The following is a 14,079-nucleotide window of genomic DNA, read 5'->3' as shown; positions in this document are numbered from 1 at the left end:
GCTCACACCCTAACGGCCCCCGACGTGGCGCAGACCACGCCCCCGGTTCGGCCTCGAACACGCACGAAGCGCGGGTGAGAGGACGCATCCTCTCACCCGCGCTTCACGCGGTGCTCACCTCAGGCGACCCCGAGGTAGGCCTCCTTGATGGCCGGGTCGGCCTTGAGCTCCCGGCCCGTACCGGCCCGCGTGATCGAACCCGTCTCGAGCACGAACGCGCGGTGCGAACGGCTCAGCGCCTGGTTGGCGTTCTGCTCCACGAGCAGAATCGTCGTGCCCTGCGCGTTGATCTCCTTGATGATCTTGAAGATCTGACGGATGTACTGCGGCGCGAGACCCATCGAGGGCTCGTCGAGCAGGAGCAGCTTCGGGCGTGCCATGAGCGCACGCGCGATGGCCACCATCTGCTGCTCGCCACCGGACATCGTGCCGCCGAACTGGCTCTCGCGCTCCTTGAGGCGCGGGAAGAGCTCGAAGACGCGGTCGTAGTCCTCGTCGATGCCGGCCTTGTCCTTACGGCCGAAGGCGCCCATGCCGAGGTTCTCGCGCACCGTCATGCCGGGGAAGACACCGCGACCTTCCGGCGCCTGGCAGATGCCGAGGCCCGGACGCAGGTGCGGCTTCACCTTCGTGATGTCCTCACCCTGGAACATGATGTTGCCCGACGACGGCGACAGCAGACCGGAGATGGTCTTCATCGTCGTCGTCTTGCCCGCACCGTTCGCGCCGATGAGGGAGACGACCTCGCCCTCCTCGACGGTGAACGTCAGGCCGTGCAGTGCCTGGATGCGTCCGTAGTGCACCGAGACATCGTTCAGCTCAAGCAAGCTCATCGTCGTCGTCCTCCTCGTCCTCGCCCAGGTAGGCGGTGATGACCCTCGGGTCACTCGTGACCTCGGCCGGTGTGCCGTCCGCGATCTTGCGCCCGAACTCGAGCACGACGATGCGGTCGGTGACGCCGGTGACGAGCTTCATGTCGTGCTCGATGAGCAGGACGGTGTACCCGTCGGCGCGGATGGTGCGGATCAACTCCATGAGCTGTTCCTTCTCCGCCGGGTTGAAGCCGGCCGCCGGCTCGTCGAGGCACAGCAGCTTCGGCTCAGTGGCGAGGGCTCGAGCGATCTCGAGACGACGCTGGTAGCCGTAGGGCAGGTGCTTCGCGAGACGCTCGGCCGAGTCGGAGATGCCGACGAACTCGAGGAGCGCTGCGGCGTGGTCGACCGCGTCCTTCTCCTCGCGGAAGTGACGCGGCGAGCGGATGAGCGCACCGGGCACCGAGGTGCGGTGACGCGCGTCGAGCCCGACGACCACGTTCTCGAGCGCCGTCATCTCACCGAACAGACGGATGTTCTGGAAGGTTCGGGCGATACCGGCGCGGGTGATCTTGTGCTTGGCCAACCCGTTGAGGCGCGTGTCCTCGAGGATGACGTCGCCGCTCGTCGGCTTGTAGACACCCGTCATCGCGTTGAAGCAGGTTGTCTTGCCGGCACCGTTGGGCCCGATGAGGCCGAGGATCTCACCGCGGTGGATGTCGAACGAGACGTCGTCCAGGGCGGTGAGGCCGCCGAACTTCATCGTCAGGTTCTTCACCTCGACGAGCTTCTCGCCGACACCGACGGCGATGTCACGGTCGGTGGAGATGACCTTGGCGACCTCGAGAGGAACACCGGCCTCGGCGAGGTCGTCGAGCTTGACGCCCTTCTCCCTCACCTTCTCCATGCTGCTGCCGATGGCTGCGAGCTCTTCCTCGACGGCGGGCGTGTTCTGCTCGTTCGTCATTTCTCGTCAGCCTCCTTCTCGGTTGCGAGGTTCAAGGTCTTGGAATCCCCTGCGAACGGGTTGTCCTCGGACTCGGGGGCAACGATTTCCTTGCCGGTGGCCTTCTGGTACGCGCGCTTGGCGTACGTCAGCAGGTGCATACGAGCCGGCATGAGGCCCTCGCTGCGGAACAGCATGAGCAGGATGAGTGCGATACCGAAGATGAGGTACTTGTACTCGGCGATGCCGGTGAAGCGCACCGGAAGGTACGCGACGATGGCGCCACCGATGGCCGCACCCACCTTGTTGCCGCTACCACCGAGGATGACGGCGGCGACGAACAGCATCGAGGTGACGACGTCGAACTTCGCGTTGTTGACGAAGCCGATCTGACCGGCGAACAGCGCGCCGGAGAGGCCACCGAGACCGGCGCCGAGCGCGAACGCCCAGACCTTGTACTTGAACGTGGGCACACCCATCGTCTCGGCTGCGTCTTCGTCCTCGCGGATGGCGATCCAGGAGCGGCCGACGCGCGAACGCTCGAGGTTGCCGACGAGGATCATGACGAGCAGGAGCACGGTGAGCGTCAGCCAGTACCAGGGCAGACCGTTGCTGTTCGTGAACAGCGGCGTGCCGTCGGACGCGGTACCGGGGGGAGCGCCGACCTTGCTGAAGCCCTCCTGGCCACGCATGGCCGGGATGATCGTGGCGAGCAGGCGGACGATCTCACCGAAGCCGAGCGTGACGATGGCGAGGTAGTCGCCGCGCAGACGCAGCGTCGGAACACCGAGCAGCACACCGAAGATCATCGTGACGATGACCGCGACCGGCAGCGTCCACAGGTAGGGGATCTTGAGGTAGGGGCTGTCGGGGCTCGTCAGCATGGCCGCGACGTAGTTGCCGACCGCGAAGAACGCCACGTACCCGAGGTCGAGCAGACCCGCGTAACCGATGACGATGTTGAGGCCGACCGCGATGAGAGCCATGCGCGCCATGTCGAAGCACGCGATGGAGAAGTCGGAGCCGCCGCCGTCGGTGGAGATGATCGGCGGGTTGAGCACCGGCAGGAGGTAGAGCGCCAATGCGACGACGATGAGCGCCGCCCATTGCTGCCAACGCTCCAGCATGTGCCAGCGCTGCATGAACGTGACCTTGTCGGTCTTCGTCGTCTCGGACGACTCGGCGACGGTGCTCATGCCTTGCTCCTTCCGAGGGTCTGGCCGAGCAGACCCTGCGGGCGCACGACGAGGACGAGGACGAGGACGGCGAAGACGACGACCTGCGACCAGTTGGAGTCACCGAGCAGGAACGGCGCGTAGTTGCTGATCACACCGATGACGAGACCGCCGACGAGGGCGCCGCGGATGTTGCCGATACCACCGAGCACGGCTGCGGCGAACGCCTGCAGGCCGAGGAGGAAGCCACCGTTGTAGATGACGCCCGAGGGCACCTTCATGACGTAGAACAGTGCGGCTGCACCGGCGAGGAGACCACCGATGGCGAACGTCGCGAGGATGATGCGCTCGGAGTTGACGCCCATGAGCGTCGAGGTTGCCGGGTCCTGCGCGACGGCGCGGATGCCGCGGCCCGTCTTCGACTTCGCGATGAAGCGATCGACCGCGATCATCATGACGACGGCCGCGATGATGATCGTCAGCTGCTGGCTGTCGATGATGGTGCCGCCCAAGTCGAAGATCGGCTTCGGCGTGAACATCGTGACGGCCGGCTCCGCGTTCTTGCTGTGGAAGGCGAAGATCGCGTACTGGATGACGAAGCTGACGCCGATCGCGGTGATGAGGAAGACGAGGCGGGGCGCGTTGCGCTTGCGCAGCGGCTTGTACGCGAGGCGCTCGACGGCGACGGCCGTCGTACACGACGCGATCATGCCCACGATCATGGCGAGCAACAGGTTGAGGATGATCGGCCCGATGCCGAGGTTCGGCGGTGAACCGTTGAAGCCGAGCGCCGAGAGCGTGAAGATCACGCCGTACGCGCCGACGATGAACACCTCGGAGTGGGCGAAGTTGATGAGGTTGAGCACGCCGTAGACGAGCGTGTAACCGAGGGCGACGAGCGCGTAGATGGCGCCGAACGTCAGACCGTCGATCGTGGCCGGGCCGAGGTTGGAGATGAGGGCGTTCCAGTCGAAACTGAGCCACTGCGTCGAACCCGACTCTGCCATGGGAAGCAGGGCACTGAGCATGGTGATGCTTTCGTACTCACCGGCAGACGCCGCCCGCACTGGGCCCGATCAGGGCTGGCGGGCGGCGTCGACCGTGGTGGGTGGAGCGGATCAGATCTTGCCGATGGGGACGATCTTGCCGCCCTCGACCTTGTAGCCGTAGACGTCGGGCTTGGCGAGCTCGCCCTTGTCGTCCCACTTGTAGTGCTTGCTCAGGCCGTCCTTGTCGTAGGTCTTGACCCACTCGAGGAGCGACTTGCGGTCCGTCTTGCCGGCGTCGATGCCCGCGAGGAGCACGGTGGCGGCGTCGTAGCCCTCGATGGAGTACGTACCGGGGGCGGCGTTGTTCGCGGTCTTCTTGTAGGCGTCGTTGAAGTCCTTGATGAGCTCACCCGGGATGCACGGGCAGGTGAAGTACGCGCCGTCAGAGGCCGAACCGGCCTGCTTGATGAACTCGTTGTCCTTCACGCCGTCCGGGCCGACGAAGCTGCCCTTGAAGCCCTTGGCGCGAAGCTGCTGCGCGAACGGCGAGGCCTCCGCGTAGTAGCCGGCGTAGAACACCGCGTCCGGCTTGGCGTTCATGATCTTCGTGACGGTGGCCGAGAAGTCCTTCTGCTTGGTCGTCACCTTGTCGGAGCCGACCTGCTTGTCGCCGAGGGCCTTCGTGGTCTCGCCGCCGAGGCCGACACCGTAGGGCGAGTCGTCCTGCACGACGAAGACCTTCTCGGCCTTGAGCTTCTCGGTCATGAGCTTGGCGGCAGCCGGGCCCTGGACCGAGTCGTTGCCGAGGCCGCGGAAGAAGGTCTTCCAGCCCTTCGTCGTCAGCTCCGGGAGCGTGGCGGCCGGCGTGATGTGCACGAGGCCCTTGCTCTCGAAGATGTTGCCCGTGGCGTTGGACTCACCGGAGAACGGCAGACCGACGACACCGACGACCTGCGACTTGTTGGCCATGGTCGTGACCGGGCCCGGAGCCTTGTCGGGGCTGCCTTCGGTGTCGAGCTTCTCGAACTTGACCTGGCAGTCCTTGTTCGCCTGGTTGTGCTCGTTGATGGCGGTCTGGATGCCGTTGTAGATGTTGACGCCGAGCTGGGCGTTGTCGCCCGTCACAGCGCCGACGTAGCCGATCGTGACGTTGGAGCACTTGGCCTTGCCGTCACCCTTGGGCATGACGGGCGACTTGGGGGTGTCGACCGTCTGGACGGCCGGGAGGTTGACGCCCGAGGCGCCACCGCTCTCGGAGGAGTTCGAGGTCTTCGAACTGTCGTTGGCGCACCCGGTGAGGGCGAGTGCGGCAGCCGCGCCGAGGCCGGCGACACGGTAGGTGAGCTTTGCGTTCACGGTGGTTTCTCCCACGCAGAAGGGGCCGAAAGGCGACCCGCTGATAGTGAGAGGAGACTAGAACGGTTTATGGCGGTGCAACTTCTGATGAATGCTGTTGTGACCTTCTTGTTACGGCAAAGCCCGAGAAAAACGGATTAGTTGCCGAACTATGTTTGTTTTCACCGTGCTTTATTTGGCTGCACCGCAGTGGAATTGGATGGATCTGAGCGAGAAACTCCAACGATGAAGATGGGGAATTCCTCGCTCGAGAAACGTCGCGCGAAGCCTCAGACGCGGGGGCCGGAGAGCGGGAGTGACGGCAACGAGGGAATTGGTAGCGCTCGGAGCCACGCGTCGAAGAACTCGCCGAGATCCTGACCGGCGACCTGCTCGGCGAGAGCGATGAAGTCGGCCGTCGTCACCGTGGCATACCGGTGCTCGGTCACCCAGCGGCGAAGGAGGCCGAAGAAGGCCTCGTCGCCGAGGAGGGTGCGCAGCGCGTGCAGCGTCAGGGCGCCCCGCTTGTAGACACGGTCGTCGAACATGTCGTCCGGCCCCGGATCCTGCAGGCGCAGATCCTGCGGCAGCCGCGACAGGCGCCCGTGGTGCTCGTGGGCGCGCTGGATGGCCGTCGCGAGCCCCGCCTCCTCGCTCCACAGCCACTCGCTGTAGCAGGCGAAGCCCTCGTGCAACCAGATGTCCTCCCACGCCGATGAGGTGACGGCGTTGCCGAACCACTGATGGGCGAGCTCGTGCGCGATGAGGCGCTGGGCATCCCACGAGCGGTTCGTGAAGTTCGCGCCGAACGTCGAGAGGGTCTGCGACTCGAGCGGGATCTCGAGGTCGTCGTCGGTGATGACGACGGTGTAGCCGTCGAAGGGGTAGTCGCCGAAGCGTGAGGAGAAGAAGTCGATCATGTGCACCTGGTCGGCGTACGCGGTGCGCACGGCCTCGCGCAGGCGCGGCGGGTAGACGAGGCGCACGTCGGACGGCGAGGTGCGCAGCTGCTTCGTTTCGTACTGGCCCATCTGCAGCGTCGCGAGATAGGGCGACATCGGGCTGGGGCACTCGTAGGTCCACGTCGTGCGACGTCCGGCCTGACGGCGGCGTACGAGCGAGCCGTTGGCGACGACGGCGTAGTCGGAATCGGTCGTCACGACGAAGCGGTACGTGGCCTTGTCCGCGGCGCGGTCATTGCACGGGAACCACGTCGGCGAGCCGTGGGGCTGGGACGCGACGATGACGCCGTCCGTCAGCTCCTCCCAGCCTGCGTCGCCGTCGAGGCCGCGCATGGGGCCGGGCGAGCCCTTGTAGGCCACCGTCACCGTGAACGGCGTGCCGGCCGCGAGGGGCTGCGCGAAACGGACGAACAGGCGCGAGTGGTCGTGGCCGTACCGTCCGACGCGGGCGCCGGCGACGGCGAGCTTCGTCACCTTGAGTCGGCTGTGCAGGTCGAGCTCGATGCGTGCCACGGGCTCGGTGACGTCCTCGGCGATGCGGCACGTCAGCACGGCCTTGGCGTCAAGGTGGTTGCCGGCTGGGGAGTAGTCGAGCGTGAGGTCGTAGGCGTCGACCCCGAACGTCGTGTCGCCGTGTCCGGGCACGTACGGGTCGGCGCCGCCGGTGGGGGTGTGGTGGCGTCTCATGCTCGTGCGCTCCGTTCACGGGTGGTTTCCGGGGTGTCGTCGTCGTCCTCGAGCCACGGGCCGATGGGGTTACCGAGCCAGCGGGTCTTGTCGGGGACGCTCTCGCCACGCATGACGAGCGACGTCGGCCCCACCGTAGCGTGACGGCCCAGCGCGGCTGCGGGGAGCACGACACTGTTGGGCCCCAGGGTGGCGCCGTCGCCGAGGGTGACGGTGTCCATGGCGAGGATGCGGTCGTGGAAGAGGTGGGTCTGCACGACACAGCCCGCGTTGACGCAGGCTCCGTCGCCGAGGCGGATGAGGTCGGCCTCGGGCAGCCAGTACGTCTCGCACCACACGCCGTGGCCGATCTTCGCGCCCATGAGGCGCAGCCAGAGGTTGAGCACCGGCGTGCCCGCGTTCGCGCGGATGAGCCACGGTGCCGCGATGACCTCGGTGAAGGTGTCGGCGAGCTCGTTGCGCCACACGAACGAACTCCACAGCGGGTACTCCGTGACGCGCAGCCGGCCCACGAGAAGCCACTTCGCGACGACGGCCGAGAGGCCGCCGAGGGCCCCAGCCACGACGAGGACGCAGCCTCCGGTGAGGGCGGCGACGAGCCAGCTGAAGCGGTCGGCGACGGCGAGCATCGTGAGGGCCGATCCCGCGATGAGCGCCGAGTGGAGGCTCTGCGGCACGATGCGCAGTGCCTCGACGACGGCGCGGGCCACGCGCAGGCGCTGCGGCGGCGCGGTGGTGCGGCTCGTGTCGGACTCGCCGGCCTCGCGTCGTAGGCGCTGCGGGGGAGAGCCGAGCCAGCTCGTGCCCTTTTTCGCGCTGCCGCGAGCGGGTGCCGCAGAGAGGACCGCGACGAGTCCGCGCTTGGGCACCTTGCGGCCGGGCGCGGCCATACCGGAGTTTCCGAGGAAGGCGCCCTTGCCGACCTTGACCGGCGCGATACGGATCCAACCGCCGCCGAGCTCGTAGTTCGCGACGAGGGTGTCGTCGGCGAGGAACGACCCGGCGCCGATGTCGGCCATCTTCGGGAGCATGAGCACGGTCGAGGCCTCGACCTCCTTGCCGATGCGGGCGCCGAGCGCACGCAGCCAGACGGGCGTGAGGGTGCTCGAGTAGAGCGGGAAGAGCCAGGTGCGGGCCTCGTCGAGGAGGCGGATCGTCGTCCACGCGCGCCAGCCCTGGCCGCCGTGGATCGGGTGGTAGCCCTCGCGCAGACCGTGGCCGAGCAGGCGCACGGCGCCCAGGATGACGAGGGCCGTCGTGACGAATCCGACGAGGGTGGCGGGCACGACGCCGATCGCGGTGATGCGAGCGAGGTCGGCGACCGAGTCGGCGTCCTTCAGCCACGGCCAGCAGACGGCGATGCCGGCTGCGGCCCCGACGGCGGGCACGAGGGAGGCTGCGATACCGGAGGCGGCGTAGGCGCCGAGCCAGATCGGCTTGTTCGGCGGCGCCTCGTCCTCCCACGGGCCGCGTGCCTCGCCGATGTGGACGGCCGGCGCTCCCGACCACAGTTCACCGGCGTGGACGTCGCCGAAGACGCCAGAACCGGGGGCCACCTCGGCACGCTTGCCGATGCGTGCGCCCGGCAGGAGCGTCGAGCGGGTGCCGACCCGGGCGTTCGCGCCCACCTCGATGCGCCCGAGGTGGAAGACGTCGCCGTCGATCCAGTGCCCGCGCAGTTCCACCTCGGGCTCGACCGAGCAGCCCTTGCCGAGCGTGAGCAGGCCGGTGACCGGAGGCAGGCTGTGCAGGTCGACGTGTTTGCGGATGTCGCAGCCGAGCAGTCGTGCGTAGAACTTCACGAGGGGAGCGCCCGCGAGCGTCGTCGCCCCGAGTTCGTCGGCCAGACGCTCGGCGAGCCAGACGCGCAGGTGGGTGCGTCCACCACGGGTGTAGGCGCCGGGCTGCACGCCCCGCAGGATGACGCGGGCGGCGAGCGCGGCGAGGATCATGCGTCCCGGCGGCGCGACGAAGAGCACCCAGCCGAGGGCGATCCAGAACCAGTCGAGCGTCGGAATCCACGCGAGTCCGACGGCGTGGGCGAGGTTCGCGCCCGCTCCGAGCCACGTCAGCCACCGCAGCGCGGAGAACTGCCGGACGGCGAGGGAGGCGACCACCTGCATCGTCTGGGTACTGCGTCGCACCCGGACCACGTCGTCGTTGAGGCGCGTGGTCGGCGAATCCATCGCGTCGATCGCGGCGGCGAGCTCGGCGATCGACTCGTTCTCGTAGACGTCGGCGACCGTGAACTCGGGGTGCGTCTCGCGGACGCGGGCGACGAGTTGGGCGGCGCTGAGCGAACCGCCGCCAAGGTCGAAGAAGTTGTCCTCGGGGGAGGCCGGCGGTGCGCCGAGGATGGCGGTGTAGAGCTCGCGAAGGCGGGCCGCGGTGCCGGTGAAGGCGCCGTCCTCGTCGTCGGAGGCCATCTCGAGCGGCCACGGCAGGGCGTCGCGGTCGATCTTGCCGGAGGTGCGCGTCGGCAGCGTGTCGACGACCGCGAGTTGAGGCACGAGCGCGGCGGGCATGGTCTCGCGCAGATGAGCGGTGGCGGCCTTGCGGTCGAAACCGTCCTCGACGGTGAGGTAGCCGACGAGAAGCTTGTTGCCGGTCTGGGAGGTACGCACTGCAGCGGCTGCGCCGCTCACTCCGGGAAGCTGGAGGAGGTTCGAGTCGATCTCGCCGAGCTCGATGCGCCGGCCGCCGAGCTTGATCTGGTCGTCGGCGCGGCCGTTGAAGACCAGGCCCTGTGGGTCGTTCACGACGATGTCGCCGCTGCGGTAGGCGCGCTCCCAGCCGAGCGTCGGCATGGGGGCGTACTTCTCTGCATCCTTGGCCGGGTCGAGGTAGCGGGCGAGCCCGACGCCGCCGATGATGAGCTCGCCGGGCTCGCCCTCGGGCACGGGGTTGCCCTCGCCGTCGACGACGGCGAGATCCCAGCCGTCCAGCGGCAGGCCGATGCGCACGGGTGGTTCGCCCGTCAGCTGCGCGGCACACGCGACGACGGTGGCCTCGGTGGGGCCGTAGGTGTTCCACACCTCGCGTCGCTCGTTCGCCAGGCGCGCGCCGATCTCGGGCGGGCAGGCCTCTCCGCCGAGGATGAGCAGGCGTACCTCGGCCAGCGCCTCGTGCGGCCAGAGCGCGACGAGCGTCGGCACGGTCGAGATGACGGTGATGTCGTTGGCGCTCAGCCACGGGCCGAGATCCATGCCGGACTTCACGAGGCTGCGCGGCGCGGGCACGAGGCAGGCCCCGTAACGCCACGCGAGCCAGATCTCCTCGCAGCTCGCGTCGAACGCGACGGACAAGCCCGCCATGACGCGGTCGCCCGGGCCGATGGGGGCGTCCTGGAGGAAGAGGTTCGCTTCGGCGTCGACGAAGGCGGCGGCGTTGCGGTGCGTCACGGCGACGCCCTTGGGCTTGCCCGTGGAACCCGACGTGAAGATGATCCATGCGTCGTCGGTGAGGCCCGGGTCGCCGGTGTGGGTGTTGCCGTCGTCCGCGTGCTCGTGTTCGCGGGGGCTGATGACGAGGTCCTTGCCCGCGATGGCGGCGACGTCGGCCTCACCGAAGACGGTGTCGGCGCGCTCGTCAGGATCGTCGAAATCGACCGGGACGTAGGCGCATCCAGCGACGAGGGTGCCGGCGATCGCGACGTAGAGGTCGAGCGTTCCGGACGGGATGCGGATGCCGATCCGCTCGCCGGAGCCGATACCCATCTCGTGTAGGGCGTCGGCGAACTGCTCTGCGGCGTCGGCGAACTCGGCGTACGTCATAACGTCGACGCCGTTGTCCACGGCCGGCGCGTCCGGGTTGGCGGCCACCGTCTCGCGCAGGATGTCGACGAGCGTTCGTGGCGCGGGTGCCCGGTCGGCCCGCAGCAGCGTACTTTCGGGTGAATCGCTCGTCATGAGGCGCATTGTCCTACCTCCAGATGACCTGGAGGTGACATGAGCCGCACCGGTGAGCCGAATCACTGCGCTAGCCGGTGGCTGGGCGGGGCGTCCGGTGGGAGAGACGCCGCCGCCTCCATTCGTCCCGCCGGGGCGAATGCGTGAGACTGGAACCATGAGCATCGGCATTCTCACCAGCGGAGGCGACTGCCCCGGACTCAACGCCGTCATCCGCGGCGCCGTGATGAAGGGTGACAAGATCTACGAGCAGGAGTTCGTCGGTATCCGTGACGGATGGCGCGGGCTCATCGTCGACGACATCTCGCCGCTGCCGCGTCGGCGCGTGCGAGGGCTCTCCAAGGAGGGCGGCACGATTCTCGGCACGTCCCGCACGCACCCCTATAACGGTATTGACGGCGTGGGCGGGCCGAAGGCGATCCGTGAGGTCATGGATCGCCACGGCATCGAGGCCGTCATCGCCATCGGCGGCGAGGGCACGCTCTCGGGCGCCGCGCGGCTCGCGATCGACGGGCTCCCCATCGTCGGCGTCCCGAAGACCATCGACAACGACCTGTCCGGCACGGACTACACCTTCGGTTTCGACACGGCGGTCTCGATCGCCACGGAGTCGATCGACCGTCTGCGCACGACCACCGAGGCGCACCACCGGTGCATGGTCGTGGAGGTCATGGGCCGCCACGTCGGCTGGATCGCGCTGCACGCCGGTATCGCGAGTGGCGCGCACGCCATCCTCATCCCCGAGGTGTCGGTGACGCTCGAGCAGATCGCCGAGTGGGTGCGCCTGACTCAGGCCCGCGGTCGCGCGCCTGTCGTCGTCGTCTCCGAGGGCTTCCAGCTCAAGAACGACCGCGGCGAGTCGGAGAACATCGTCGCCGAGCGCGGCCTCGATGCCGCCGGGCGTCCGCGTCTGGGTGGTATCGGCGAGGCGCTCGCGCCGCTCATCGAGGCGAAGACCGGCATCGAGACGCGCGCTGCGACGCTCGGCCATCTGCAGCGCGGCGGTGTACCGACGGCGTACGACCGTGTGCTCGCCACCCGGTTCGGGCACGCCGCCATCGACGCGGTGATGCAGCGCAAGTGGGGGCAGATGGTGGCGCTCAAGGGAATCGACATCGAGACGGTGCCGATGGACGAGGCCACCAAGGAACTCAAGAGGGTCCCGCGTGAGCAGTGGGACGACGTCGCCGTCCTCTTCGGCTGATGGCGTCGAGGTTCGTGCGGACGGCGCTCGCCTACCTCGGAATGGTGGGCGACGAGTCCGCTGAGTCGCGCCAGGTGGGCACCGTTGCCGCTCCGGCCCGTCAGGATCGTTCGCGTTCGGGCGGGCTGGTCGTCGTCGTGGTGTTCGTGCCGCGGGAGGCTGCCGACCGTGTTCGACGGGCGGCGGCCAGCGCCGGCGCGGGGGCGATCGGTGACTACCGGGCCTGCTCGTTCAGCGCGGCAGGTGAAGGGCGATTCGAGCCGCAGGTCGGGGCCCGCCCGACGATCGGTCGGGTCGGTGAGCCGGAGGTCGTCGACGAGATGCGCGTCGAGATGGTCGTGCCTCGGCCTGACGCTCGCCGCGTCGTCGACGCCGTCCTGGCGGCGCACCCCTACGAGGAGCCGGCCTGGCACGCCTACGAGACGCTGGGGCTTTCCGAGCTCTAGCCCTCGGGCGTGAAGATGTCCTCGATGCGGCACGTGAAGACGCGCGCGAGGCTGAACGCCAGGGGGAGCGAGGCGTCGTAGCGTCCCTTCTCGATCGAGATGACGGTCTGTCGCGAGACGCCGAGCTCGTCGGCCAGCCGCTGTTGCGACCAGCCGCGCTCGGCGCGCAGCGCGGGCAGATTGTTCTCCACGTCAGCTCTCGCGTCGCTTAATGAGCAGGTAGCGCACGCTGACGTCCGCAGCGGCGAAGACCATGCAGGCGAGGAGGGCGTCCGACGCGGTGAGTCCGTCGCGCCACTGCGGCACGACGCTCAGTGCCATCGCGGTGAGGCCCATGACGGCGAGCAGGTCGTGGAAGGTACCGCGCGTCGCCCGGTCGTACCACTGCGCTTCGACCGACTCCTCCGGGTTGCGCACCGCGCCCTTCACGGTGCGGCGGTCGACGACGAGGATCCACCCGAGCGCGAGACCCGGCATGAAGGACGCGGCGGCGAGAACGATGCCGTACACGACGCCGTTGGTACTGCTGGCGAACGCCCAGGCGGCGAGGCCGAGGACGGCGGCCACTGCGACGCCGATTCCGATGGCTCCCGGCCAGGGTGAACGGCCCGAACGTGTGGTGCCCCAGGTGCTCTGCGTGGTCATGATGACTCCTCTTCGCGATGTCAAACACGCTTTACTGTTAAGGTTCCTTTACAGTAAAGCGTGTTTGACATCGCGGTCAAGGGTCAGCCCGAAGCCGGCGTTGTTCGAACGCCGAGAATCCTCGGGTGGGGATCAGGGCCAGAGCCAGCAGTAGATGTGCTTGCCCTCGTCCTGCGCGCGTAGCGTCAGAGCGACGAACTCGGCGAGGAAGTCGGCGAGATCACGCGGGCGAGGGTTCCACTCGTCGGCGTCCTCGGGTGCTTCGACGGCGGCCCACTGGGCGGCCAGCCCGTCGAACGGAGCCTCGCGCGTCGACATGAGCGCCACGAACCCCGGATCGACCTGGAGAACGAACTTCTGTTCGTCGGCGCTGACGGCCACCGGTGCGGGCCAGCCCGAGTCGAGGAACTCCTCGACGGGGACTCCCGTGAGCAGCTCGTTGAGGTAGCCGAGCGCGAGGCCCGGGTCGACGTCCTGACTCGCGACGACGTCGTACTCGGGTGCAGCGGAATCGGACTCGTCGTCGAAGGGGAGGGAGCGCAGGCCGGATTCGAGATCGACCGTGCGAGCGGCCTCCTCGTCGGTCGCGGCGGCGAAATAGTCGATCTGAAGGGCCATGCCGTCAGCCTACGGCCGACGAGCCTACTGCGAGCATTACCGCAGGCGTGCCGTGCCGTCGACGAGGAGGCCCAGGGCTGCCGTGTAGGTGGACATGACGATGCCGTCTGCGACGTCGCGGCTAGGCCCCTCGGGCAACAGTTGCCGCGCGACGATGACTGCGTCGGAGACGAGGAACAGTGGGCCCCCGATGCGGATCGCCGCGAAGGGGCCGGTGCCCGCCGGTGCCCCCTGCGACAGAGCCGCCATCGAGGCGAGCAGGACACCGTACCCAGCGACGACGGGGCCGGGTGTGCTGCCGGGGGGGGGGGGGGGGGGCCCCCCGCCGGCGGCGGGGGGGCGGGGGGGGGCC

At 68.4% G+C, this 14,079-nt stretch carries 13 protein-coding genes; 2 read left to right on the top strand and 11 right to left on the bottom strand.

The window, feature by feature from the left end:
• Positions 1 to 119: 119 nt before the first annotated feature.
• The 7 genes from K9D12_RS05665 to K9D12_RS05635 form a co-directional block, all read right to left on the bottom strand.
• Complete coding sequence (locus tag K9D12_RS05665; RefSeq protein ID WP_129664011.1) at positions 120 to 833, bottom strand: ABC transporter ATP-binding protein; 714 nt, start codon at positions 831 to 833, stop codon at positions 120 to 122.
• Complete coding sequence (locus tag K9D12_RS05660; RefSeq protein WP_129664013.1) at positions 820 to 1,779, bottom strand: ABC transporter ATP-binding protein; 960 nt, start codon at positions 1,777 to 1,779, stop codon at positions 820 to 822. The genes K9D12_RS05665 and K9D12_RS05660 overlap by 14 nt, the downstream gene beginning before the upstream one ends.
• Positions 1,776 to 2,954, bottom strand: a complete 1,179-nt coding sequence (locus tag K9D12_RS05655; protein WP_047310547.1) for a branched-chain amino acid ABC transporter permease — start codon at positions 2,952 to 2,954, stop codon at positions 1,776 to 1,778. The genes K9D12_RS05660 and K9D12_RS05655 overlap by 4 nt, the downstream gene beginning before the upstream one ends.
• Positions 2,951 to 3,961 (bottom strand): branched-chain amino acid ABC transporter permease, encoded by a 1,011-nt coding sequence (locus K9D12_RS05650; RefSeq protein ID WP_118913020.1) that lies wholly within the window; start codon positions 3,959 to 3,961, stop codon positions 2,951 to 2,953. The genes K9D12_RS05655 and K9D12_RS05650 overlap by 4 nt, the downstream gene beginning before the upstream one ends.
• A 90-nt stretch (positions 3,962 to 4,051) precedes the next feature.
• Positions 4,052 to 5,278, bottom strand: a complete 1,227-nt coding sequence (locus tag K9D12_RS05645) for a branched-chain amino acid ABC transporter substrate-binding protein (protein ID WP_047310546.1) — start codon at positions 5,276 to 5,278, stop codon at positions 4,052 to 4,054.
• 269 nt (positions 5,279 to 5,547) lie between these two features.
• Positions 5,548 to 6,906: a M1 family metallopeptidase gene (locus K9D12_RS05640; protein ID WP_129664015.1), complete on the bottom strand. Its 1,359-nt coding sequence runs from the start codon at positions 6,904 to 6,906 to the stop codon at positions 5,548 to 5,550.
• Positions 6,903 to 10,814, bottom strand: a complete 3,912-nt coding sequence (locus K9D12_RS05635; RefSeq protein WP_129664017.1) for a Pls/PosA family non-ribosomal peptide synthetase — start codon at positions 10,812 to 10,814, stop codon at positions 6,903 to 6,905. Before K9D12_RS05635 ends, K9D12_RS05640 begins: the two co-directional genes overlap by 4 nt.
• A 157-nt stretch (positions 10,815 to 10,971) precedes the next feature.
• Here K9D12_RS05635 and K9D12_RS05630 point away from each other — a divergent pair, with 157 nt between their 5' ends.
• Together K9D12_RS05630 and K9D12_RS05625 are read left to right on the top strand one after the other, a co-directional pair.
• A complete protein-coding gene (locus tag K9D12_RS05630) occupies positions 10,972 to 12,018 on the top strand; it encodes a 6-phosphofructokinase (protein WP_129664019.1) in 1,047 nt (348 codons plus the stop codon).
• Positions 12,018 to 12,464 carry a hypothetical protein gene (locus tag K9D12_RS05625; protein WP_225910973.1) on the top strand — a complete coding sequence of 149 codons (447 nt, stop codon included), beginning with the start codon at positions 12,018 to 12,020 and terminating at the stop codon, positions 12,462 to 12,464. The genes K9D12_RS05630 and K9D12_RS05625 overlap by 1 nt, the downstream gene beginning before the upstream one ends.
• Here K9D12_RS05625 and K9D12_RS05620 read toward each other — a convergent pair.
• From K9D12_RS05620 to K9D12_RS05605, 4 genes are all read right to left on the bottom strand, one after another.
• On the bottom strand, positions 12,461 to 12,655 hold the full coding sequence (locus K9D12_RS05620; protein WP_047310542.1) for a helix-turn-helix transcriptional regulator: 195 nt from the start codon (positions 12,653 to 12,655) through the stop codon (positions 12,461 to 12,463). The two genes, K9D12_RS05625 and K9D12_RS05620, sit on opposite strands and share 4 nt — an antisense overlap.
• Before the next feature lies 1 nt (position 12,656).
• Positions 12,657 to 13,109: a hypothetical protein gene (locus K9D12_RS05615; protein WP_129664021.1), complete on the bottom strand. Its 453-nt coding sequence runs from the start codon at positions 13,107 to 13,109 to the stop codon at positions 12,657 to 12,659.
• 132 nt (positions 13,110 to 13,241) lie between these two features.
• On the bottom strand, positions 13,242 to 13,727 hold the full coding sequence (locus K9D12_RS05610; protein WP_129664023.1) for a hypothetical protein: 486 nt from the start codon (positions 13,725 to 13,727) through the stop codon (positions 13,242 to 13,244).
• Positions 13,728 to 13,763: 36 nt separating this feature from the next.
• Positions 13,764 to 14,079, bottom strand: a 316-nt coding sequence (locus K9D12_RS05605) for a lysoplasmalogenase family protein (RefSeq protein WP_223059687.1), incomplete at its 5' end; no start/stop codon positions are given.

It is taken from the genome of Dermacoccus sp. Tok2021, from assembly GCF_019895135.1.
GTDB classification, from domain to species: domain Bacteria; phylum Actinomycetota; class Actinomycetes; order Actinomycetales; family Dermatophilaceae; genus Dermacoccus; species Dermacoccus abyssi.
This window is presented reverse-complemented; position numbering and strand designations above follow the sequence as displayed.